Source organism: Nocardioides houyundeii, from assembly GCF_002865585.1.
Taxonomy (GTDB): domain Bacteria; phylum Actinomycetota; class Actinomycetes; order Propionibacteriales; family Nocardioidaceae; genus Nocardioides; species Nocardioides houyundeii.
Genome location: NZ_CP025581.1, coordinates 1721011 through 1742737, shown reverse-complemented (window position 1 = coordinate 1742737; position 21727 = coordinate 1721011). Strand labels below are relative to the sequence as shown.

At 72.0% G+C, this 21727-nt stretch carries 25 protein-coding genes and 1 riboswitch; of the genes, 7 read left to right on the top strand and 18 right to left on the bottom strand.

What is annotated here, in order from left to right; translation table 11 throughout:
- Positions 1-3: 3 nt before the first annotated feature.
- From pheS to C0R66_RS08435, 4 genes are all read right to left on the bottom strand, one after another.
- Positions 4-1101 carry a phenylalanine--tRNA ligase subunit alpha gene (gene pheS, locus C0R66_RS08450; RefSeq protein WP_101524331.1) on the bottom strand — a complete coding sequence of 366 codons (1098 nt, stop codon included), beginning with the start codon at positions 1099-1101 and terminating at the stop codon, positions 4-6.
- A gap of 54 nt (positions 1102-1155) precedes the next feature.
- The gene (locus tag C0R66_RS08445) at positions 1156-3804 is read right to left on the bottom strand and encodes a DUF4153 domain-containing protein (protein WP_101524330.1); all 2649 of its coding nucleotides are present in this window, start codon (positions 3802-3804) and stop codon (positions 1156-1158) included.
- Positions 3797-4507, bottom strand: a complete 711-nt coding sequence (locus tag C0R66_RS08440; RefSeq protein ID WP_101524329.1) for a response regulator transcription factor — start codon at positions 4505-4507, stop codon at positions 3797-3799. Before C0R66_RS08440 ends, C0R66_RS08445 begins: the two co-directional genes overlap by 8 nt.
- 93 nt (positions 4508-4600) lie before the next feature.
- Positions 4601-5638 carry a sensor histidine kinase gene (locus C0R66_RS08435; RefSeq protein ID WP_101524328.1) on the bottom strand — a complete coding sequence of 346 codons (1038 nt, stop codon included), beginning with the start codon at positions 5636-5638 and terminating at the stop codon, positions 4601-4603.
- 3 nt (positions 5639-5641) lie between these two features.
- Here C0R66_RS08435 and C0R66_RS08430 point away from each other — a divergent pair, with 3 nt between their 5' ends.
- Positions 5642-6301, top strand: coding sequence for an HD domain-containing protein (locus C0R66_RS08430; RefSeq protein WP_241901640.1), 660 nt, complete (start codon positions 5642-5644; stop codon positions 6299-6301).
- On the opposite strand, the gene C0R66_RS08425 is transcribed toward C0R66_RS08430, so the two are convergent.
- The 6 genes from C0R66_RS08425 to C0R66_RS08400 form a co-directional block, all read right to left on the bottom strand.
- Complete coding sequence (locus C0R66_RS08425; RefSeq protein WP_101524327.1) at positions 6246-6512, bottom strand: DUF4031 domain-containing protein; 267 nt, start codon at positions 6510-6512, stop codon at positions 6246-6248. The two genes, C0R66_RS08430 and C0R66_RS08425, sit on opposite strands and share 56 nt — an antisense overlap.
- Before the next feature lie 18 nt (positions 6513-6530).
- The gene (locus C0R66_RS08420; protein ID WP_199286859.1) at positions 6531-7325 is read right to left on the bottom strand and encodes a TrmH family RNA methyltransferase; all 795 of its coding nucleotides are present in this window, start codon (positions 7323-7325) and stop codon (positions 6531-6533) included.
- An 8-nt stretch (positions 7326-7333) separates the two neighbouring features.
- Positions 7334-7717, bottom strand: a complete 384-nt coding sequence (rplT, locus tag C0R66_RS08415; protein WP_101524326.1) for a 50S ribosomal protein L20 — start codon at positions 7715-7717, stop codon at positions 7334-7336.
- Positions 7718-7785: 68 nt separating this feature from the next.
- Positions 7786-7980 carry a 50S ribosomal protein L35 gene (rpmI, locus tag C0R66_RS08410; protein ID WP_101524325.1) on the bottom strand — a complete coding sequence of 65 codons (195 nt, stop codon included), beginning with the start codon at positions 7978-7980 and terminating at the stop codon, positions 7786-7788.
- Between the two features lie 69 nt (positions 7981-8049).
- The gene (gene infC / locus C0R66_RS08405) at positions 8050-8712 is read right to left on the bottom strand and encodes a translation initiation factor IF-3 (RefSeq protein ID WP_422385615.1); all 663 of its coding nucleotides are present in this window, start codon (positions 8710-8712) and stop codon (positions 8050-8052) included.
- A gap of 361 nt (positions 8713-9073) precedes the next feature.
- On the bottom strand, positions 9074-9592 hold the full coding sequence (locus tag C0R66_RS08400; protein ID WP_101524323.1) for an SseB family protein: 519 nt from the start codon (positions 9590-9592) through the stop codon (positions 9074-9076).
- A 40-nt stretch (positions 9593-9632) separates the two neighbouring features.
- Here C0R66_RS08400 and C0R66_RS08395 point away from each other — a divergent pair, with 40 nt between their 5' ends.
- The 6 genes from C0R66_RS08395 to C0R66_RS08370 are packed head-to-tail and all read left to right on the top strand — an operon-like array spanning position 9633 to position 15719.
- Positions 9633-10070 carry a cellulose synthase gene (locus C0R66_RS08395; RefSeq protein ID WP_158647965.1) on the top strand — a complete coding sequence of 146 codons (438 nt, stop codon included), beginning with the start codon at positions 9633-9635 and terminating at the stop codon, positions 10068-10070.
- On the top strand, positions 10070-11287 hold the full coding sequence (locus tag C0R66_RS08390) for an amino acid deaminase/aldolase (protein ID WP_101524321.1): 1218 nt from the start codon (positions 10070-10072) through the stop codon (positions 11285-11287). Before C0R66_RS08395 ends, C0R66_RS08390 begins: the two co-directional genes overlap by 1 nt.
- Before the next feature lie 52 nt (positions 11288-11339).
- A complete protein-coding gene (locus C0R66_RS08385) occupies positions 11340-11906 on the top strand; it encodes a nucleoside/nucleotide kinase family protein (RefSeq protein ID WP_240311589.1) in 567 nt (188 codons plus the stop codon).
- Between the two features lie 22 nt (positions 11907-11928).
- Entirely contained in the window at positions 11929-12855 is a 927-nt protein-coding gene (locus C0R66_RS08380; protein WP_101524320.1) for an aldose 1-epimerase family protein, read from the top strand.
- Positions 12856-12885: 30 nt separating this feature from the next.
- Positions 12886-14451 (top strand): DUF1800 domain-containing protein, encoded by a 1566-nt coding sequence (locus C0R66_RS08375; protein WP_101524319.1) that lies wholly within the window; start codon positions 12886-12888, stop codon positions 14449-14451.
- Between the two features lie 5 nt (positions 14452-14456).
- Positions 14457-15719, top strand: coding sequence for a DUF1501 domain-containing protein (locus C0R66_RS08370; protein WP_101524318.1), 1263 nt, complete (start codon positions 14457-14459; stop codon positions 15717-15719).
- A gap of 10 nt (positions 15720-15729) precedes the next feature.
- Here the strand turns inward: C0R66_RS08370 and C0R66_RS08365 are convergent, their stop codons facing one another.
- Genes C0R66_RS08365 through ribD form a run of 8 tightly spaced genes read right to left on the bottom strand, consistent with a single transcriptional unit; the run spans position 15730 to position 21446 of the window.
- Positions 15730-16170, bottom strand: coding sequence for a PH domain-containing protein (locus tag C0R66_RS08365; RefSeq protein ID WP_101524317.1), 441 nt, complete (start codon positions 16168-16170; stop codon positions 15730-15732).
- Positions 16154-17020 (bottom strand): ATP phosphoribosyltransferase, encoded by an 867-nt coding sequence (gene hisG / locus C0R66_RS08360; RefSeq protein WP_101524316.1) that lies wholly within the window; start codon positions 17018-17020, stop codon positions 16154-16156. Before hisG ends, C0R66_RS08365 begins: the two co-directional genes overlap by 17 nt.
- Positions 17021-17031: 11 nt before the next feature.
- On the bottom strand, positions 17032-17295 hold the full coding sequence (locus tag C0R66_RS08355) for a phosphoribosyl-ATP diphosphatase (protein ID WP_101524315.1): 264 nt from the start codon (positions 17293-17295) through the stop codon (positions 17032-17034).
- Between the two features lie 30 nt (positions 17296-17325).
- Positions 17326-17826, bottom strand: a complete 501-nt coding sequence (ribH, locus tag C0R66_RS08350; RefSeq protein ID WP_101524314.1) for a 6,7-dimethyl-8-ribityllumazine synthase — start codon at positions 17824-17826, stop codon at positions 17326-17328.
- A complete protein-coding gene (locus C0R66_RS08345; protein WP_101524313.1) occupies positions 17823-19046 on the bottom strand; it encodes a bifunctional 3,4-dihydroxy-2-butanone-4-phosphate synthase/GTP cyclohydrolase II in 1224 nt (407 codons plus the stop codon). Before C0R66_RS08345 ends, ribH begins: the two co-directional genes overlap by 4 nt.
- Positions 19043-19762, bottom strand: coding sequence for a nicotinamide mononucleotide transporter family protein (locus tag C0R66_RS08340; protein ID WP_101524312.1), 720 nt, complete (start codon positions 19760-19762; stop codon positions 19043-19045). The genes C0R66_RS08345 and C0R66_RS08340 overlap by 4 nt, the downstream gene beginning before the upstream one ends.
- Positions 19759-20394, bottom strand: coding sequence for a riboflavin synthase (locus tag C0R66_RS08335; RefSeq protein WP_101524311.1), 636 nt, complete (start codon positions 20392-20394; stop codon positions 19759-19761). The genes C0R66_RS08340 and C0R66_RS08335 overlap by 4 nt, the downstream gene beginning before the upstream one ends.
- Positions 20395-20396: 2 nt before the next feature.
- Positions 20397-21446, bottom strand: a complete 1050-nt coding sequence (ribD, locus tag C0R66_RS08330; RefSeq protein WP_241901639.1) for a bifunctional diaminohydroxyphosphoribosylaminopyrimidine deaminase/5-amino-6-(5-phosphoribosylamino)uracil reductase RibD — start codon at positions 21444-21446, stop codon at positions 20397-20399.
- Between the two features lie 94 nt (positions 21447-21540).
- Positions 21541-21671, bottom strand: a riboswitch (FMN riboswitch).
- Positions 21672-21727 lie beyond the last annotated feature (56 nt).

Below are 21727 nucleotides of genomic sequence, written 5' to 3'. Positions count from 1 at the left end.
TCATCAGATCTCCACTCCGAACGGCTGGGCGAAACGGACGTCACCTTCGAAGACGTCACGCAGGTCCTCGACGTTGTGCCGGAACATCAGCATCCGGTCGATGCCGAAGCCGAACGCGAACCCGCTGTAGACCTCGGGGTCGACGCCGCAGGCACGCAGCACCCGCGGGTTCACCACCCCGCAGCCACCCAGCTCGATCCAGCCCTCGCCGCGGCAGGTGCGACAGGACTCCGAGTCCTGACCGCGGCACACGAAGCAGACCATGTCCATCTCCGCCGACGGCTCGGTGAAGGGGAAGTACGACGGCCGGAACCGGGTGGTGATGCCCTCGCCGAAGAGCGCGGTGGTCATGTGGTCCAGCGAGCCCTTGAGGTGGGCCATGGTGATGCCCTTGTCGATGACCAGGCCCTCGATCTGGTGGAACACCGGGGAGTGCGTGGCGTCGATCTCGTCGGAGCGGTAGACCCGTCCGGGGCACACCACGTAGATCGGGGGCTCCCGGGTGAGCATGGTCCGGGCCTGGACCGGGGAGGTGTGGGTGCGCAGCACCAGGCCCGCGTCCGCCGGCTCGAGCCAGAAGGTGTCCTGCATGGTGCGCGCCGGGTGGTCCGCGCCCATGTTGAGGGCGTCGAAGTTGAGCCACTCGGCCTCCACCCACGGTCCTTCGGCCACGTCCCAGCCCATCGCGGCGAAGACGTCCATCAGCCGCTCCGAGAACGTGGTGACGGGGTGCCGGGCCCCGCGGGGGCGTCGGTCGGTGGGCAGGGTGACGTCGACGGTCTCCTCGACCAGCATCCGCTCCTCGTGCTCGGCCTCCAGCACCTCCTGGCGTCGGCCGAGCGCCTTGTTGATCGCGCCGCGGGCCTGGCCGACGCGCTGGCCGGCCTCCTTGCGGGCCTGGGGCGGCAGCGCGCCGATCTCCCGGTTCGCCAGTGCCAGCGGCGAACGGTCGCCGGCGTGGTCCAGGCGCACCTGCTTCAACGTCTCCAGGTCACCCGCCTGATCGATGGCGGCCAGGGCCGCGTCACGCATCGCCTCGACCTCGTCGGCGCGCAGGGGCGTGACCTCGACAGGGTCGTACTCGGTGTTGGGTCCCGACATGACTGCCTTCCGGGCTGGGGGAACGGCTCGCCCACGAGCGGGCCGGGGGCCAGTCTAGGAAGTGCCCCGCGCAACCGACGAACCGGTTTGCCGGTGCCGGGTCGTGGACGCCGCCGGGTCCGGCGGGTAGACGTCGTACGCCGACCCGCACAGGTCGTCCTCGACCGCGCTCGGCGGCGACGTCGGGAGGTCCTCGCGTGCCTGCTCGGCACGGGCGCGGCCCAGGTTCCACGACCAGAACCCGTCGCTCTCCTTGGCGGGGGGAGGCTCCGGCGCGGCACACCTCGCGGCACCGGGAGGCAGCTCCTCGACGATGACCGGGACCGCGTCCTGGGACAGACCATGGAGGTAGGCGACGTCGAGCTTGCCCGTCTCGGCGTACCGGTCCAGGTTCTGACGCGCGACCCAGGCATCGGGGTTGATCGCGGCCAGGCCCAGCACACCGACCGCCCCGAGCACGAGCGCCGCCCGGGGCAGCCACCGTCCGTGTCCCAGCACCCCGGCCACCATCACCAGCAGCACCACCGCCCCGAGCCACCCCTCGAAGAGATCGACGAAGAGCCGGAGACCGGTGAAACCGTAGGCCTCCTGGTAGACGTGCATCCGGTAGAGCGCGGAGGCGACCACGACCAGGGTGAAGGCGCACAGCAGGCCCAGGGAGATCCGCAGCCAGAGCCGGTCCGCGACGGTGCTTCCCGCGCGACGCGACGCGGCCCACACCACGAGCAGGGTCAGGGCCGTCGCCAGGGTGAGCTGGCCGAAGCCCTGGTGCACGTAGTCGGCGTAGGTGACGCCCGTGGTCCGCTCCAGGTAGTCGTGCCCGCCGAAGACCACGGTCGCCTGGGCCAGCAGGAAGACCGCGAAGACCGCGTCCACCAGCAGCACGGGGGCCAGCCACTCGAACCGGTTGGCCAGCGGGAGCGCGCGCTCTCCCTCCCTGAGCGCGGGCGGGTTGAGCGCCAGGTACGCCGCGGCCAGGGTGAGGCCGAAGACGGCCACCGCCACGAACCCGCGCACCACGGTGTCGCCCACCGAGAGGCTCGGCACCACGGCGTCCACCCAGGAGGCGAACAGGGCGTCGGCGGAGGCGAACAGGAAGCCGAAGACGAGCAGGGCCAGGAGCGACCACCCGGTGGTGCGCACCACGGCCGGCGTCAGGCCACCCGTCCCGCCCAGGAAGAGGCTGCGCCCGAACCAGGGCAGTCCGCGCAGCGAGGACAGGGGCCAGCTCACCCAGGCCAGCACGAAGGACGGGACGGTGCGGCCCCGGGTGACCCCGACGAGGAAGACCGCGGCCGCCGTCAGGACGCCGACCGCCTGCACCCAGAACGCTGCCAGCAGCACCACGGGCAGCACCAGCAGCACGGCCAGCACCGTGCACAGCACGGTGAACGGCGTCCGCCGGTAGCGGGCGGTGACGAAGGCGGCCGTGCCTGCCAGCACCAGCACCAGCGCCCAGGCGAGTCCCGGGGCCTGGAAGGTCATCACGGCTCCGGCGACCAGACCGACACCCGCTGCAGCCAGCACCACCCGTCTGCCGGGCAGCCCCGGCGGCTCCGGCCAGATCGTGGCGAACAACGTGTCGAGGAGCCCCGGTGATGTGGTCGGCACCCCGGTCGAGGCCCTGTTCGGCGCCGGGTCCCCGGGGGCAGCCGCCTGCTCCGGCGCCATGGGCGCGGGTGGGTGCGGCGCGGAGGCGGCGCCCGGGGCCTGTGGGAGCACCAGGCGGATGCGGGCCCCGGGTTGGTCCGTCCTGGGGTCGACGAAGCGCAGCGTCCCCCCGTGCAGCGTGGCCACCCAGCGGGAGACCGCGAGCCCGAGGCCGGTGCCGCCCCCCTCGGGGTCGGTGCCGAAACGCGCGAAGACCCGTTCCCGGTCCTCCTCGGGCACTCCCCTGCCGTGGTCCTCGACCTCCAGCCACCAGGACCCGCCGTCGGCCCCGGCACTGACCCGCACCGGGCGAGCGTCCGGGCTGTGCCGGGCCGCGTTGTCGATCAGGTTGGTGAGCAGCTGCCGCAGGCGCATCTCGTCGGCAGTCACGGTGAGATCCACCGGCACCGACAGGTCGTACGTCGCCCCGCGGCCGGCGGCGCTGACCTCTCGCACGCAGTCCTCGACCAGGGTGCGGACCGAGACCTGCTGTGCGGCGAGCGGCACCACCCCGGCCTCCACCCTGGACAGGTCGAGCAGGTCCTGGACCAGGGCGCTGAGCCGTTCGGCCTGCGCCAGCGCCTGGGCCAGGTGCGCCCGGTCCGCCGGGACCACGCCGTCGGCGAGGTTCTCCAGCACAGCGGTCATCGCGGTCAGCGGCGTGCGCAGCTCGTGGGACACCGTGGCGACCAGGTCCCGACGCTCACGGTCCACCGTCGCCAGGTCCTCGGCCATCCGGTTGAACGCCCGGGCCAGCTGACCGACCTCGTCCCCGGCCGACGTACGGACCCGGCCGGAGTAGTCGCCCCGTGCCATCTGCTGGGCCACCTGTGTCATCTGGCGCAGGGGCTGGGTCATCCCGGCCGCCAGCAGCTGGGTGACCCCCAGCGCCAGGGCGACCGCGACCGGGACGGTGAGCCACCCCGGCACTCCGGCCGCGGCGCCCAGCGCCCCGAGCAGGGCGGCCACCACGACCGAGGCGCCCACCAGGACCCCGAGCTTGGTCTTGATGCTGGTGACCGCGTCGAGGGGACGCACGTGGGCCTCAGCCATCGCTGCTGTCCTCCCCCACGACCTCGAGTGCGTAGCCCACGCCGTGCACCGTGCGCACCCGTGGCGCGCCGAGCTTGCCGCGCAGGGCCTTGACGTGACTGTCCACGGTCCGGGTGCCCGAGGCGTCGGGCCAGTCCCACACCTGCGCCAGCAGCCGGGTCCTGGTCAGCACCTCACCCGGTTGGCGGGCCAGGCAGACCAGGAGGTCGAACTCGGTCGGCGTCAGGTGCACCTCGCGACCCGCCACCGTGGTGATCCGCCGGCGGGTGTCGACGACCAGGTCCCCGCAGACCAGGGTGGTGTCCCCCGCGGCGGCGAGCTCTGCGGCTCGCTGCACCCGGCGCAGCAGCGCAGCCACCCGGGCGACCACCTCGCGCATCCGGAAGGGCTTGGTCAGGTAGTCGTCGGCCCCCACCGCCAGGCCGGTGAGCACGTCGGCCTCGTCGTCGCGTGCCGTCAGCATCAGCACCGGCACCGGTCGGTCCAGCTGCAGGCGGCGACACACCTCGTGCCCGTCCAGGCCCGGGAGCATCACGTCGAGCACCACCGCGTCGGGACGCGCCTCGGCGGCCAGCGACACCGCAGCCGGGCCGTCGAACGCCTGGACGACGTGGTAGCCCTCCGCGCGCAGCCGCTGCGCCAAGGCGTCGTTGATCACCCGCTCGTCCTCCACCACCAGCACCGTCCTGCGCACACCGTCCATGACCGCGACCCTAGGAGCCGCGACGTGGAGAAGGGGCCCTGGACATGTGAAGGCTTGGTGCAGATCGCCGGTGGCGGCAGCGGCGCGGGGTGGCTAGCGGGACGGACGGAGGTCGACGCTGGGCCAGTCCACGGCCACCCGGGCGCCCCCGCCGGGCGCCTCGGTGATGGTCACCGTGCCCCCGTGGGCGCGGGTCAGCCCGCCCACGATGTACATCCCGAGCCCGGACCCCCCACCGGTGCCGCCGGTCCAGAACTTGGTGAACACCCGGCGCCGGATCCCTTCGGCGATGCCCTCTCCCTCGTCGTCCACGATCAGCCTGACCCCGGGCCACTCCCCGCCGTCCAGCCGCCGCAGGGACACCCGGACCGTGCCCTCACCGTGACGGACGCCGTTCTCGACCAGGTTGGTGAGCACCTGGGTGAACTTGTCCGGGTCGGCATGGGCGCACAGCTGCTCCTCGGGAGCCTCCAGCTGCACCTGGCGCGAGGTGGCCGCCTGCACCGAGCTGACGACCCGCCCGGCCAGCAGGACCGGGTCGACCTCGCGGGGATAGATGCTCAGTCGCCCGGTGTCGATCCGTGCCACGTCCAGCAGCTCCGCGATCAGCCGGGCCAGCCGGTCGGCGTCGGCGTTGACGGTGGTGAGCATGAGCTTGCGCTGGTCGTCGCTGAGCTGGTCCCAGCGGTTGAGCAGCGCCTGGACGAAGCCCTTGACCCCGGTCAGCGGCGAGCGGAGCTCGTGGGCCACTGTCGCCACCAGGTCGGAGCGCTCCCGGTCCAGGCGCGCACGTCCACGCCCGTTGCGCAGGCAGAGGGTGACCAGGTCGACCGGCGCGGTGGGCGAGGATCGCCGGAGCCGGGCGTTGACCAGGACCTCGTCGCCGTTGGGCAGGATCCAGGACTGCTCGGGGACGCCCGTGCGGATCCCCAGGCCCCCGTACGGCTCGTTGGCCGAGCACCAGTCCCGACCGTCCTGGTCCAGCAGGGTCAGCACGTCGTACAGCGGCCGCCCCACGAGCTCGGAGCGCCCCAGCATGGATCGGGAGGCGGCGTTGGCGACGGTGACGAGGCCGTCGGCGTCGGCGATCAGCACGCCGTCGGGCAACGCGTCGAGATCTGGTTGACTCACGGCATGGAATCTAGCGAGTCCCCCGGGCACCTGACGGACCTGACTCGCTGGTGGCCCCTGCCCGATCACGACGAGCTGCGACACGACCTCGAGGCGGCCTACCGCTCCCCGGACCGGGGGTACCACGACGTACGGCACCTGGTGGAGGTGTTCGAGCGGCTGGCAGAGCTCTCGGTCGACCATCGGTTCGAGCCGACCGAGGTGCTGCTGGCGGCGTGGTTCCACGACGCGGTGTACGACGGCACGTCAGCTGCCGAGGAGCGGTCGGCCCAGTGGGCAGCGGAGGCGCTCGGGGGCACCGACGCGGACGCCGCCGAGGTGGCGAGGCTGGTCCGGCTCACCGCCGGGCACCGTCCCGAGCCCGGGGACGCGGCCGGTCAGGCGCTCTCGGACGCGGACCTGGCCATCCTGGCCGCGACCCCGCAGCGCTACGCCGAGTACGCCGCGGGGGTTCGCCGCGAGTACGCCCGGTACGGCGACCACGAGTTCGCCGTGGGTCGGATCGCCGTGCTCGAGGAACTGCTGTCAGGCGAGTGGATCTACGCGACCCGGCACGCGCGTGAGCGGTGGGAGCACCAGGCACGCGCCAACGTCTCCTCCGAGCTCATCACGTTGCGGACGATGGCTTGGGACGTCGCAGGCCTGCCAGACGCAGACGCCTGACCAGCTCCCGGGACGGCACCGGCACAGCTCCGGCCAGCACCATCGCCTGGTAGAGCTCTTGCGGGACGTCGTAGTGGTCCCGGTCGAACCCGCGGCTGGGCAGACCGGCGCGCCGCGCGAACTCGTGCAGCTCGGCGAAGCCGGTGTCGCTGGCCAGGTGCGACCACCACCGGTCCCAGCGCGGCACGCTCGGCGGGTCGATCAGGATCACCGGGAGAACGATAGCCGCTCAGGAACGCTGGACCCGGGCACTGGCGTAGAGGCAGAGCGCCGCCGCGGTTGCCAGGTTGAGGCTCTCGGCACGACCGTGGATGGGGATGGAGACCCGGTCGTCGGCCAGGGTGGCGAGCGCCTCGGGCAGACCGTGCGCCTCGTTGCCGAAGAGCCAGGCGGTGGGCCCGCCGAGGTCGGCCTCCAGGGCCGGGTCATGCAGGTCGCGCTCCGCGGCGCCGTCGGTGGCCAGCACCCTGAGCCCGGCCGTCCGGAGAGCGGCGACCACCGCCTCGGAGTCCTCGGAGATCACCAACGGCAGGTGGAACAGGCTGCCCACGGTGGCGCGCACGGTCTTGGGGTTGTAGGGGTCGACCGAGTGGCCGCTCAGCACCACGGCGTCGGCACCGGCCGCGTCGCTGGTCCGGATCACGGTCCCGGCGTTGCCGGGGTCGCGGACGTCGGCGCACACGCTCACCAACCGGGGCCCGGCGGCCAGCACCGAGTCCAGGGGGACGTCGAGGAAGCGGCACACGGCCACCACCCCAGCCGGGGTGACGGAGTCCGAGAGGGAGTCCATCGCCCGGGGATCGACCAGTGTGACCTCGTCGACGCCGGCCAGCAGGTCGGCGTACTGCTCGAGAGCGGCGGCGGTGGCGAAGACCTCGACGACGCAGTCACGAACACCCAGGGCACCCGCGACGGCCTTCGGGCCGTCGGCAAGGAAAAGCCGCCGCTCGGTTCGCACCGAGCGGCGGCTGAGCTTCCGTGCCTCCTTGACGCGGCTGTTGCCGTGCGACAGAGGAGTGGCCACGAGTGGGGTCAGGACGCCTTGGGGGCGTTGACGTCCTCGGGCAGGGCGGCCTTGGCCGTCTCCACCAGCGCCGCGAAGGCGGGAGCGTCGTTGACGGCCAGCTCGGCCAGGATCTTGCGGTCGACCTCGACACCGGCCAGGCCGAGGCCCTGGATGAACCGGTTGTAGGTCATGCCGTTGGCGCGGGCCGCGGCGTTGATGCGCTGGATCCACAGCTTGCGGAAGTTGCCCTTGTTCTTGCGACGGTCGTTGTAGCTGTAGACCAGGGAGTGGGTGACCTGCTCCTTGGCCTTGCGGTACAGACGCGAACGCTGACCCCGGTAGCCCGAGGCCCGCTCGAGGACGACCCGACGCTTCTTGTGGGCGTTTACTGCCCGCTTGACGCGTGCCATTTTTGCTCCTTGTTGCTGTGTGTTTCCCGGTCAGCGGACCAGGAGGAAGTGAGTGGGGCGAAGAACGGTCAGAGACCCAGCATCTTCTTGGCGCGCGGAACGTCGGCCTTGGCGACCTCGACCGTCCCGGTCAGGCGACGCGTCACCTTGGAGGACTTCTTCTCCAGGTTGTGGCGCTTGCCGGCCTTCTCGCGAAGGATCTTGCCTGAACCGGTCACGCGGAAGCGCTTGCCGGCACCGGAGTGGCTCTTGTTCTTGGGCATCAGGATGCTCTCTCTACTCGTGGTGGTGCGTCGACGGTCTGCGGACCGCCGAGAGTGCGTGGGTGGGGCTCAGGCCTCGATCTCGGGATCGAGGTTCTCGGAGCGGCCGCGCTCCTTCTTCTGGGCGACCTTCTGGTCCGACTTGGGAGCGAACACTGCGCGCTCCTCGGCGTCGGCGGCTGCCTTCTCGGCGGCCTTGGTCACCTTCTCGGCCTGGAGCTCGACCTTGGCGTCGGCCTTCTTCTTGTGCGGGCCGAGCACCATGATCATGTTGCGCCCGTCCTGCTTGGGCGAGGACTCGATGAAGCCGAGCTCACTGACGTCCTCGGCCAGCTTCTGCAGCAGACGGAACCCGAGCTCGGGACGGTGCTGCTCACGGCCACGGAACATGATGGTGATCTTCACCTTGTCCCCGGCACGGAGGAAGCGGACCACGTGGCCCTTCTTCGTCTCGTAGTCGTGCGCGTCGATCTTGGGACGAAGCTTCATCTCCTTGATGATCACGTTCGTCTGGTTCCGTCGAGCCTCACGGGCCTTCTGGGCGTTCTCGTACTTGAACTTCCCGTAGTCCATGAGCTTGCAGACGGGCGGGCGGCCCTGGGGCGCGATCTCGACGAGGTCGAGGTCTGCTTCCTGGGCCAGCTTGAGGGCCTGGTCGGTCGGAACGATGCCGACCGTCTCGCCGTTGGGTCCAACAAGGCGGACCTCGGGTACCCGGATCCGCTCGTTGATACGAAGCTCAGTGCTGATGTGTCCTCCAGTGGTCTGATGTCAGGGCCATCGTCCACAAATGAACAATGGCTCCCGCTCGTACAAGCGGAAGCCAGTCAGGCGCATCCTTTGCGGGATGCACCTCGAGGGATGTCCGACAAATCCTGCCGTCGATCATCCTTCGCGACCGGACCCGACGACCTGACTCGGCCGATGCGGGTGGGGGGCGTGGTGCTTGCCTCCGCTTGGTGATCTCCTCCGACGGGTGCCGGAGACGATCGGTCAACGCATGAATGCTACCCGAGCATTCCCGCTCCGGCCAATCGGACTCCCGTGCCGCCGCCGACTCTCCGGTGGCCGCTCCCCCGGACCCGCACGAGTCTCACTCCGCGGGGCGCAACCAGCCCAGGTCGTCGCCCACCCGGGTCAGGGTCCATCCCGCTGCGAACGCCGCCAGGTCCTCGCCCTCGAGCACGAACTGGGACGGCCCCGCCACGTCGATGACCAGGGCGGCGGCGCCCTCCTGCACGGCGCTCTGGGCCGCCACCTGGGCGGGCACCGGCACCGGGCGGGCCTCGGCGCTCCATCGGGTCAGCGAGTCCGAGGAGGTGAAGGCCAGCAGCGCCAGCCGCCCGTCGGCACCGGTGAGCAGGACGGCGGCCATGTCGCTGGACTTGTCGTGGGCCAGGCCCTGGTCGTCGACCTCCACCTCGCCGAGGACCGCCACGACCGGGACCAGCACCCGGGTCGGAGCCAGGGCCTGGACCACCTCGGCGAAGCCGCCGGAGCCGGCAGCGAAGGCAGCCAGGGCCGCCGACAGCGCGGGGTCCGCCGCTCCGGTGTCGTCAGGGAACGAGGACTCCAGGATCCGGGCGCCGTCGAAGCGGTGTGGGTCGACCATGATGGTCCGAGCCTAGACGCAGATGTGGGACGCTTGGCGGGTGGACGAGGTGACCTGGGGCGCACTGACCCTGACGCTGACCCTGCTCGGCGCGCTGTACACGTGGTGGGCCTTCACCCGGCGCGGCGCCGCGGCCGGGACGCGCGGCGCGGCCTTCACGCTGCTGCCTGCCGCTGCCTGGCTCACCGGGACCTTGGAGATGGTCACCGAGATCGCCGGCTCTATCGCCGACTGGGCCACCCACCTCGTCTTCAGCCCCGTCGTGTGGGCCGGGGTGGTGCTCGGCGGTGCGGCGGTGGGCCTGTTCCTGCTCTCCGGCCTGCTGCGCTCCCGGCAGGAGCGGGCCGTCCCGGCGGTGGCCGGGGACAAGGCCGGCGAGCGCAAGCTGCCCCGGGGCGCCTCCGCGCGCACCGCCCCCGTGGTCGACGACGACCTGGCGGACATCGAGGCCCTGCTGCGCAAGCGCGGCATCAACTGATGGACGACGCCACCATCGCCCGGCACCGGCTGGCGACCAGGCTGGCCTCGGCGGTCGCGGAGCACGGCGACCACCTGCCCACCCCGCTGGTGGTGGTCGACCTGGACGCCTTCGACGCCAACGCGGCGGACCTGGTGCGGCGGGCCGGGGACACCCCGGTGCGGGTGGCCTCCAAGTCGCTGCGAGTCCCCGCGCTGGTCGCACGCGCCCTGGCCACACCGGGCTTCCAGGGCGTGCTCGGCTACTCCCTGCGCGAGGCCCTGTGGCTGCTGGAGCACGGCATCAGCGACGACATCCTGGTCGCCTACCCGACGGTGGACCTGGAGGCGCTCTCCCGGCTCGTCGCCTCCCCGTCGGCCGCGGCCGCCATCACCCTGATGATGGACGACGTCGCCCATCTCGACGTCGTCGACGCCGTCCGCGCCTCCAAGGCGGTGCAGGTCCGGGTCGCCATCGACGTGGACGCCGGCCTGAGGATGGCCAACCAGCACGTGGGCCCCAAGCGCTCCCCCCTGTACGACGCCGGCGCGGTGGTGAACCTGGCCGCCGAGATCTCGCGCCGCGAGGGATTCCGGCTGGTGGGCGTGATGACCTACGAGGGCCAGGTCGCGGGCGTGCCCGACGACGTCCCCGGCCAGCGTGCCCGGTCCGCGGTCGTACGTCGACTGAAGCAGGCCTCGGTCAGTCAGCTGGGCTCCCGGCGCGCCGAGATCGCCCGTGCCCTGGAGCCCTTCGGCGCGCTGCAGCTGTGGAACGCCGGCGGCTCGGGCTCGATCGAGACGAGTTCGCAGGACCCGGTGGTCACCGAGGTCTCCGCCGGGTCGGGCCTGCTGGTCCCGGGGCTGTTCGACCACTACCAATCCTTCCGTCCGCGTCCCGCCGCCTTCTTCGGGGTGCCGGTGACGCGACGACCATCCGCCGACGTGGCCACGGTGCACGGGGGTGGGCTCATCGCCTCGGGACCCGTCGGGGAGGACCGCGCCCCCATCCCCTGGGCCCCGCCCGGGCTCCGGCTGACCGGCCTGGAGGGCGCCGGGGAGGTGCAGACCCCGCTCGCCGGGCATCCCGCCAGCAGCCTGCGCATCGGCGACCTGGTGTGGTTCCGGCACGCCAAGTCCGGGGAGCTGTTCGAGCACACGAACACCGCGCACCTGCTCAGCGGCGATCGCCTCGTGGACTCCGTACCCACCTACCGCGGGTCCGGACAGTCCTTCTGAGGGGCCACAGGACTCCGTGCCCCCGACCGTGCCCCCGACCGTGCCCCCGACCGTGACCACACCAGCGAGCACCGACCCCGACGTGGTCGCGCGCGTCCTGGCGCTCGCGACCTCGCGACCCGCGCGCCTGGGCGCGGGCCGGCTGATCTGCATCGACGGGCCCGCGGGCTCCGGCAAGACCACGCTGGCCGCGACCTTGGCCGCGGCGACCCGGGCGCCCGTCGTACACCTGGACGAGCTGCTGGACGGGTGGGACGGCAGCCTGGACGGGGCGGTGGCCGCACTGGTCTCCGACGTGCTCGAGCCGCTTGCTGCCGGCGCCCCCGCCTCGTACCGCCGCTACGACTGGCTGGCGGGAGGCTTCGCCGACCGGGTGCCGGTCCCGGCATCGTCCGTGCTGGTGGTGGAGGGCGTCGCGGCCGGCTCCGGCGCCACCGCGCCCTTCAGCTCGGCACTGGTCTGGGTCGAGGCTGCGCACGACGTCAGGATGCGGCGGGGGCTGGCTCGCGACGGCGATGCCTTCGCCCCGCACTGGGACGCCTGGGCGGGCAAGGAGCACGAGCACTTCGCCCGGGAGCGGACCCGGGACCGAGCGGACCTGGTGCTGACCACCGGCTGAGCGCAGCTCATAGGGTGGCGCCATGGACCCCAGCGGCGAGCAGTTCCAGATCGAGGGCTCGGGCTACCGGGCGGTCGTCACCGAGAGCGGCGGGGCGCTGCGTCTCCTCGAGCACCGCGGCCGCCCCCTGGTCGACGGCTTCGCCCAGCACGAGATGTCCTCCGGGGGCAGGGGCCAGCTGCTCATGCCGTGGCCGAACCGCATCCGCGACGGCGTCCACGAGTTCGGGGGCCGCCGGCACCAGCTGGCGCTGAGCGACCCCGGGACCCGCACCGCCTCGCACGGTCTCGCCCGCTGGGCGCAGTGGACGGCGGTCGACCAGCAGGCGGACTCCGTGACGCTGACCTACCGGGTGATGGCGCAGACCGGCTACCCGTGGACGCTGGACCTGCGCGTCACCTACTCCGTCTCGCCGGCGGGGCTCCGCGTCACCCAGAGCGCCACGAACCGGTCCAGCGAGCCTGCCCCCTACGCCAGCGGTGCCCATCCCTACCTGTGCGTGGGCACCGGGATCGACCACCTCGAGCTGACCCTGCCTGCTACGCGGCGCGTCCTCACCGACGACCGGCTGCTGCCGACCGGCGAGGAGGAGGTCGCGGGCACGGCGCACGACTTCCGCACCCCGCGCACCATCGGCAGCACCTCCTTCAACGACGCCTTCGGCGACCTGGAACGCGATGACACCGGCACGGCCACCGTCGTGCTGCGCGACCCGGCCTCCGGCGACGGGGTGGCGCTGTGGGTGGACACCGCCCACGGCTGGATCCAGCTCTTCAGCGCCGACGAGGTCCCGGACAAGGCGCGGCGCTCACTGGCGGTGGAGCCCATGACCGCACCGGCGGACGCCTTCAACTCCGGTGCCGGCCTGGTGATCCTCGCCCCCGCCGGCCAGGACGGGGCCCGGGTCTCGGCGACCTGGGGAGTGAAGGAAATGCGCAACTCGACGTGACGTGGGCCTCAGGGCCCTTACTCTCGACCTATGTCTTCTCGGACCACCGGCAGCACAACCGCGACCCGTCGCGGCCTGCTGGCGGGTAGCGCGGCGGCCGCCGGCATCGTGGCGACCTCCTCTCCGGCCGCAGCAGGGCGCCGGTACCGGCCACGCACCTACGCCAAGCGCACGCTGCTCTCGGGCCGCGACCGCCACCTGGTCAGCCGCTTCAGCTACGGGGTCACCCCCGACCTGGCTGCCGAGGTCCGCAAGAAGGGCGGCGCCCGGGCCTGGTTCGCCTGGCAGCTCACGCCCGGGAAGATCAACGACAAGGCCGGCGACCGCACCCAGGCGTGGTGGCCCGAGCTCGCGCAGGGCCCGCTGACGCTGTGGCAGAACCACGCCGGCGGGATCCGCGGCGGCTGGCTGGTCATGGAGGACTACCAGCGGTGGGTGATGGCGCGCCGGATGCAGTCGCGCCGTCAGGTCCTGGAGACCATGGCCCAGTTCTGGGAGAACCACCTCAACGTCCCCACCAACGGCGAGCAGTGGTTCCTGTACCGCAAGACCTACGGCGACGTCATCCGCCGGCACGCCCTGGGCCGCTTCGACGAGCTCCTGCACGCGGCGATCACCCACCCCGCCATGCTGATCTACCTCGACAACGCCACCTCCAGCGCTGCCCACCCCAACGAGAACCTGGGGCGTGAGCTCCTGGAGCTGCACACCGTGGGCCGCGGGAGCTTCACCGAGTCGGACGTCAAGGACTCCGCCCGGATCCTCACCGGGTGGTACGTCGACATGTGGAAGAGCTGGAAGGCCTCCTACCGGCCGGACCTGCACGCCACCGGCCGGGTGCAGGTCAAGGGGTTCACCGCCGCCAACAAGTCCGCCGACGGTCGGGCTGTCACCGCTGACTACCTGCGCTACCTGGCGCACCACCCCGACACCGCGCGGCGCCTGGCACAGAAGCTGGCGGTGAAGTTCGTCGGTGACGACCCCTCTCCGGCCCTGGTACGACGGCTGGCGAAGGTCTACCTGCACCACGACACCGCGATCAAGCCGGTGCTGGAGGCGCTGGTCGACTCACGTGAGTTCCGCCGCTCGGTGGGTGACAAGCTGCGCGACCCGGCCGAGGACGTGGTCGCGACCTACCGGGTGCTCCGCGTCCGGCTGGGCCGTCCGCGCGGTACGGACTCCGCGGCGAACACCATGCTCTGGCAGGCAGCGACGATCGGCGCGATGCCGTTCTCCTGGCCGCGCCCCGACGGCACCCCGCTGGACAACGCGACGTGGTCCTCAACCTCACGGCTGCTGGCCTCGCTGCGGACCCACTACCAGATGGCCGGCGGCTGGTGGCCGACCCAGGACGTGGGCTATCGACCCCCGAAGGCATGGGTCCCCAAGTCCGGGATGCGCTTCGACCAGCTCGTCGACCACCTGAGCCGCGAGCTGCTGCACCAGCCCTCGACCTCGGTGCTGCTGAAGGCCTGCTGCGAGGCCACCAACCTGCGTCCCGGCGAGAAGATCACCCACGACCACCCACTGGTGCGGTGGAGCATGGCGCGACTGCTCACCACGCTGCTGGACTCCCCAGAATTCTTCGCCAGGTGAGGCCCATGGACCACGAGAACCAGCCCGGGTGCTGCGCGGAGTTCAGCGCCGTCGCCCGCACCTCACGTCGCGCCTTCCTGGGCGGCGCCCTGGCCGCCGGGGTCGCCACGACCATCGGCTCGGCGGTCATCCAGACCGCCGCCGCGGCAGCAGGCACACCCGCGCGCGGCGTGGTCGTGGTGCTCTCGATGCGGGGCGCCGCAGACGGGTTGTCGCTGGTGGTGCCGCACGGCGACCCCGTCTACGCCCTCGCCCGCCCGCGCCTGGCGGTGCCCAGCGACCGGCTGGTGGCCAAGGACGGGTTCTTCGGTCTGCATCCCGCGCTGTCACCGCTGCTGCCGCTGTGGAACGCGGGGCGGATGGCCGCGGTCCACGCCACCGGCCTGCCGGTGCGCAACCGGTCGCACTTCTCGGCCATGGAGGAGCTCGAGGACGCCTCCCCCGGCTCCACCACGCGCAGCGGCTGGCTCAACCGGCTGATCGGCTCCGACGCCATCGCGTCTCCGCTGCAGGCCCTGCAGATGGGCGGCACCGCACCGGCGGCCCTCTACGGCAGCGCCCCGTTCCTGACCACGCGCTCGATCTCCGAGGTGGGGATCGCCGGCGCGGACAAGTGGGACACCTACGGCGGGCGCAACCGGTCGCTGCACACCATGTGGGACAAGCGACAGACCCGTCTCGCAGGGTCCATGCGGGCCGCGTTCGGCGCGGTCGCCGACTTCGCCCCCGTGGTGGCCTCGCCGAGCACGCCGGCCAACGGCGCCGCCTATCCCAGTGGGGATCTGGCCAAGGCACTCTCGGAGGTGGCCCGGATCGTGCGCAGCGACGTGGGCGTCGAGGTGGTCACCGTGGACCACGGTGACTGGGACATGCACGCCGACCTGGGCACCACCGAGTGGGGCGCGATGAAGCGCAACGCCGAGCAGCTCTCCGGCGCGCTGGCCGCGTTCTTCACCGACCTCGGCGCGCTCGGGGACACGGTCACGGTGGTGTGCCTGAGCGAGTTCGGACGCCGGGTGGCGGAGAACGCCAACTGGGGCCTGGACCACGGCTACGGCAACGCCATGCTGCTGCTCGGGGCCGGGGTGCGCGGCGGCTACCACGGCACCTGGCCGGGACTGACCAACGACCCGGACGCGGACCTGCTGGTCACCACCGACTACCGCAGCGTGCTGGCCGAGGTCGTCTCATCCCGGTTCGGTGCCAGCATCCCCACGGTGTTCCCCGGGTTCTCACCCACCCGGGTCGGGGTCATGCTCGGCCAGTGAGCAGGCCGGGTCAGCGATCGAGCAGGGCCCGCAGCTCACGGACGGCGACCCGTGCCCGGTCGCCGTCGGAGCCCTGGATCCCCATCACTGGCACGCTGGTGCCGTCGCTGAGGTCCAAGGTGGCCCAGGGCGCGCCCGGGGGCAGGCGTACGGCGACCGCCGCGGGCCACTCGAACTCGCGCTTGCGGTAGCCGTTGACCACGACCAGCCGGTCCGCGGTGGCCGTCACCCGAGAACGAGCCAGGGCGTGGCCCAGCGAGCCGGCCATCAGCCCGAGCACCAGGATGGTGCCACGCTGGAACAGCGTGAACCGGTCCCGGATCGACTCGTCGAAGCCGAACCAGGCGAACAGGCACAGCAGCACCAGCACACCGCCGAAGAACCCCGCTGCCAGCCGCACGCCCAGGGGGCGCCACGTGCGGGGCAGCTCGAGGTCAGAGCCGGCAGGCATGGATGTCGGTGAGCAGGATGCCGCGTGCGCCCAGCTCGAAGAGCTCGTCCATCAGCCTCTGGGCTCCGTCGCGCGGGACCATGGCCCTCACCGCGACCCAGCCCTCGCGGTGCAGCGGCGAGACGGTGGGGCTCTCGATGCCGGGCGTCAGGGCAACGGCGTCGCCGACCTGCTCGCTGCGGATGTCGTAGTCCATCATCACGTAGCTGCGGGCGACCAGCACCCCCTCGACGCGGCGCTTGAAGATCTCGAAGCCGGCCGGCTGCTCCCCGCCCCGGGTGATGACGACCGCCTCGGAGGAGAGGATCACCTCACCGAACGTAGCCAGCCCGGCAGCCCGCAGGGTCGACCCGGTCTCCACGACGTCGGCGATGACGTCGGCCACGCCCAGCTGGATGCTCGTCTCGACCGCGCCGTCGAGCCGGGTCACGGTGGCCTCGATGCCCCGGCTCTCCAGGAAGGTGCGCACCACGCCGTCGTACGAGGTGGCGATGCGCTTGCCCGCCAGGTCGTCCACCGAGGAGTACGCGCCGGCAGGGCCGGCGAAGTGGAAGTTGGAGCGACCGAAGCCCAGCCGCAGCACCTCGTCGGCCTTCGCCCCGGAGTCGAGCAGCAGGTCGCGACCGGTGATGCCGACGTCCAAGGTGCCCTCCCCCACGTACAGGGCGATGTCGCGAGGACGCAGGTAGAAGAACTCGACGTTGTTCTCGGGGTCGGTCAGAGCGAGCTCACGAGAGTCGCTGCGCTGCCGGTAGCCGGCCTCGCGCAGGATCTCGGAGGCGGACTGGGACAGGGCGCCCTTGTTGGGGACCGCGATCCGCAACGTGCCGTTGCCGGTGGACTGGGACATGGGTGTGTGCCTCACAGGTGTGCGTAGACGTCTTCGAGCGTGATGCCGCTGGCGAGCATGAGGACCTGGGCGTGGTACAGCAGCTGGCTGATCTCCTCCGCCGCGCGCTCCTTGCCCTCGTGCTCCGCGGCCATCCAGGACTCCGCGGCCTCCTCGACCAGCTTCTTGCCGATCGTATGGACCCCCGCCTCCAGGGCGCGCACGGTGCCAGATCCCTCGGGGCGAGTCACTGCCAGGTCGTTGAGCTCGGCCCAGAGTCCTTCGAACGTCTTCACACCACCCAGCCTAAGCGTTGCCGGCGCAGCTCACGCACCGCGGTCCACGCTCGCCTCGCCGCGCACGGCCCGCAGGGCGCGCGCCGTCTCGAGCGCGGCGGCGGTGGCCTCGAAGCCCTTGTCCTCGCGCGAGGAGGGCAGCCCGGCGCGGTCCAGGGCCTGCTCCTCGGTGTCGCAGGTGAGCACCCCGAAGCCGACGGCGACGACGTGGTCCAGCGCCACCCGGGTCAGTCCGTCGGTGGCCGCGGAGCACACGTACTCGAAGTGCGGCGTGCCCCCGCGGATGACGACGCCGAGGGCGACGACGGCGTCGTACCCCTGCTCGGCCAGGGCCTGGGCGAGGACGGGGAGCTCGAAGGTGCCCGGCACCCGGACCTCGAGGGCGTCGGTGACCCGGTGCTCGACCAGGGCTCTCCGGGCTCCGGCCAGCAGCCCGTCCATCACCGCCTCGTGCCAGCTGGCGGCCACCACCGCCACCTTCAGGCCAGAGGCGTCGAACGACTTCTTGTCTGGTGCGCCTGCTCCACTCACCGGTGCTCCTCCAGGTTGGCGATGTCGTGGCCCATGCGGTCCCGCTTGGTCAGCAGGTAGGCCAGGTTGTGGTCGTTGGGCCGCGGCGTCAGCGGGACCTGCTCGGTCACCTCGATGCCGTAGTCGCGGAGGTTGCGGGTCTTCGCCGGGTTGTTGGTCATCAGCCGCACCGAGGCGACGCCCAGGTCCCGCAGGATCTGCGTGGCGGTGCCGTAGTGCCGGGCGTCGGCCGGCAGCCCGAGATCCAGGTTGGCGTCCACGGTGTCGCGTCCCCCGTCCTGCAGCTCGTAGGCCTGGAGCTTGGCGACCAGGCCGATGCCCCGTCCCTCGTGGCCGCGGAGGTAGATCACCACGCCGCGCCCCTCGGCGACGATGCGCTCCAGCGCCTCGTCGAGCTGGGGTCCGCAGTCGCAGCGCCTGCTCCCGAAGACGTCCCCGGTCAGGCACTCCGAGTGCACCCGGGTCAGCACCGGCTCGTCGCCGGAGAGGTCGCCGTGGACCAGTGCGACGTGCTCGGACCCGTCGATGGTGATGCGGTAGCCGTGGGCGGTGAAGTCCCCGTACCGCGTGGGGAGCCGGGTCTGGGCGGCACGCTCCACGTGGATCTCGTGGCGGCGCCGGTAACGGACCAGGTCCTCGATGGAGATCATGGCCAGTCCGTGCTCGTCGGCGAACGCGCGCAGCTCGGGGGCGCGTTTCATGGTGCCGTCGTCGTTGACCACCTCGACCAGCACCCCGGCCGGGGTCAGCCCGGCGAGGACGGCGAGGTCGACCGCCGCCTCGGTGTGGCCGCGGCGCACCAGCACGCCGCCCTCGCGGTAGCGCAGCGGGAAGACGTGTCCCGGACGAGTGAGCTCCCAGGGCTCGGTGGCGGAGTCGGCCAGGGTGCGGGCGGTGTGCGCCCGGTCCGCGGCGGAGATGCCGGTGGAGACGCCGTCGCGGGCGTCGACCGAGATCGTGTAGGCGGTGCGCAGCTTGTCCTTGTTGTGGGGGGTCATCAGGGGGATCTCGAGCCGGTCCAGCATCGAGGCCGGCATCGGCACGCAGATCACCCCGCTGGAGTGCCGGATGGTGAAGGCCATCAGCTCCGGCGTGGCCTTGGCGGCCGCGAAGATGATGTCCCCCTCGTTCTCGCGGTCCTCGTCGTCGACGACGACGACGGCCTTGCCGGCGGCGATGTCGGCGACGGCTCGCTCGACGGGATCGAGACGGACGCTCATCGGTGTGCTCCTTCGGGGGAAGGGACGGAGGACCCGTCCGGGGTGGGCAGGGCCCGGGCGCTGGCGCGTGCGGCGCGCCACCAGACGACGAAGCCCATGGCCACGAAGAACGCGTAGAACCCGTACATGCCGGCGGTCGGGTAATAGCCGGCCTGGACCAGCGTGGTCACCCCGACGGCGTCGACCAGGATCCAGACGAGCCAGAACTCCACCCAGCCGCGGGCCATCCCCCAGGTGGCCAGCATGGAGCCGGCCAGGATCCAGGCCTCGGTCGCCGGCCCCCAGGAGCCGATCCGCTCCAGGGCCACGTAGGCCACCGCGTAGCCGATGGCGCCGGCCACCAGCAGCTGGGCCCGCTCGGACCAGGTGGCCCACCGCGGGGTGAGGGCCCGCCCGTCGTCGACGCCACCGGCGCGGCGGGCGCGGCGGAGCCTGGTCCACCGCACCCAGCCGTAGAGGCTGACGGCGGCGAAGAAGACCTGTCTGCCCGCCTGCCCCCACAGTGGCTCGGAGACCACGTTGCTGAGCTCTCCGCTGGCGAAGACGCTGAACAGCAGCACGTTGCCGACCAGGCCGATGGGCCAGGCCCACACCAGCCGCCGCATGCCGAGGATGGCGCTGGCCAGCCCGAACACGTTGCCGACCACCTCCGGCACCGACAGGCTGCCGTCGCCCACCGCGATGGAGCCGCTGACCAGCCACTCTAGGAAGTTCATGAATCCTGCTTCGGTTGGGGGAGGTAGGCACGCAGGAGCTTCTCCACGTGCTTGGCGATGACATCGACCTCGAGGTTCACCCGGTCGCCCGGGTGACGCGTCCCCAAGGTGGTGCGTGCCAGCGTCTCGGGGATGAGGCTGACGGTGAAGGAGTCCGCGGCGACCTCGACGAGGGTGAGGCTGACGCCGTCGACGGTGATGGAGCCCTTCTCGACGAGGTAGGGCGCCAGGTCGGGGGGCAGCGAGACGACGACCAGGTCCCAGTGCTCGCTGGGGCTGCGGGAGATCACGGTGCCCACGCCGTCGACGTGGCCCTGCACGATGTGTCCACCCAGCCGAGCGGTCGCCAGGACGGCGCGCTCGAGGTTGACCCGGTCCCCCGGCGCCACCCCGGCCAGGCTGGTGCGCCGCAGCGTCTCCTGCATCAGGTCTGCGGTCCAGAGGTCGACGGCTCCGGGATCGCCGGAGGCCTCGGTCGCGGCGACGGTGAGGCAGCAGCCGTTGACGGCGATCGAGTCGCCCAGGTGCACGTCGTCGAGGACCCTCTCGGCGTGGATGGTGAGCCTGATGGCGTCGCCCTGGTCCTGCACGGCGTGCACGGTTCCGAGCTCCTCCACGATTCCGGTGAACATCATCAGCTCTTCTCTGCAGGCGACGGGGCAGGTGACAGGGTCAGGCGGACATTGGTCTCGGTGCCCTCACCCAGCACCGTGACGTCGGTGACGTCGAGCCGGCGCGCGTCGGCGATGGTTCTGATGCCCAGGTCCGCCACGCTCGCCCGGCCTGCGCCCAGCAGCAACGGCGCCACGTAGGCCACGACCTCATCGACCAGGCCTGCTGTGAGGAACGCGGCCGCCAGGGTTGGGCCGCCTTCCAGGAAGACGTGCTGGCGGTCGCGGGCGAACAGCGTGGCCAGAGCCTCCGCCGGGTCCCGGGTGAGCAGCCGGAGCGTCTCGGCACGGTCGTTGAAGACCCGGCGGTCCGGGGGCAGGTGGCGCAGGCCCATCACGGCCCGCAGCGGCTGGTGCTCGAGCGGCTGGTCGTGCTCGTCGCGCACGGTGAACTCGGGGTCGTCGACCGCCACCGTGGCGGTGCCGATCAGCATGGTGTCGCACAGCGCGCGCAGCCGGTGCGTGTCGAGCCGAGCGGGCCGCGAGCTGATCCAACGGCTGGTCCCGTCCTCCGCCGCGCTCCGCCCGTCCAGGGTGGTGGCGAACTTCCAGGTGACGAAGGGTCGCTGGTGCTCCACCGCGAACGTCCAGACCCGGTTGATTGCCCGTGCCGGCTCGGCGAGGAGCCCGGACTCCACCTCGACGCCGGCCTGGCGCAACGTCTGTGCGCCGCCGCTGGCGACCGGGTTCGGATCGACCTGGGCAAAGACCACCCGGCGTACGCCGGCGCTCACCAGTGCCTCGGCGCACGGCCCGGTGCGACCGGTGTGGTTGCAAGGCTCCAAGGTGACCACCGCGGTGGTGCCGCGCGCGGCGGCACCGGCCCGAGCCAGGGCATCGGCTTCCGCGTGCGGCGTGCCGGCACCTCGGTGGTGCCCCTCGGCGACGGTGCTGCCGTCCGGTGCCAGCAGCACGCAGCCCACCCGCGGATTGGGACCCAGCGGTGCGTCCGGGGAGGCGGCAAGCCCGAGGGCGCGCAGCATCGCCTGCTGCTCTGCCTGGCTCGTTCCCATCACGCCTCCTGCCTTGGGCCTCGCGGGCACCGGGGGGCGTGATCTCGCGGAACGCTCGTCGCCGAAGAGGTCGAACGAAGGGATTCCACAAGATCTGCGTGCGTCTTCTCATCCGGACTTTGACCGTCGGTCCAGGAGTTTCACCTGGTCAACCGACCACTGGAGGTGGCCGGGTCGCGGACTTTCACCGCCGGTGCGGAGTTTCACCGCCCCCAGAGCACGCGAGCTCTTGTTTCTGCTCTTGCGGACCCAACTCTGCCACAGCGCACCGCACGGGGCGC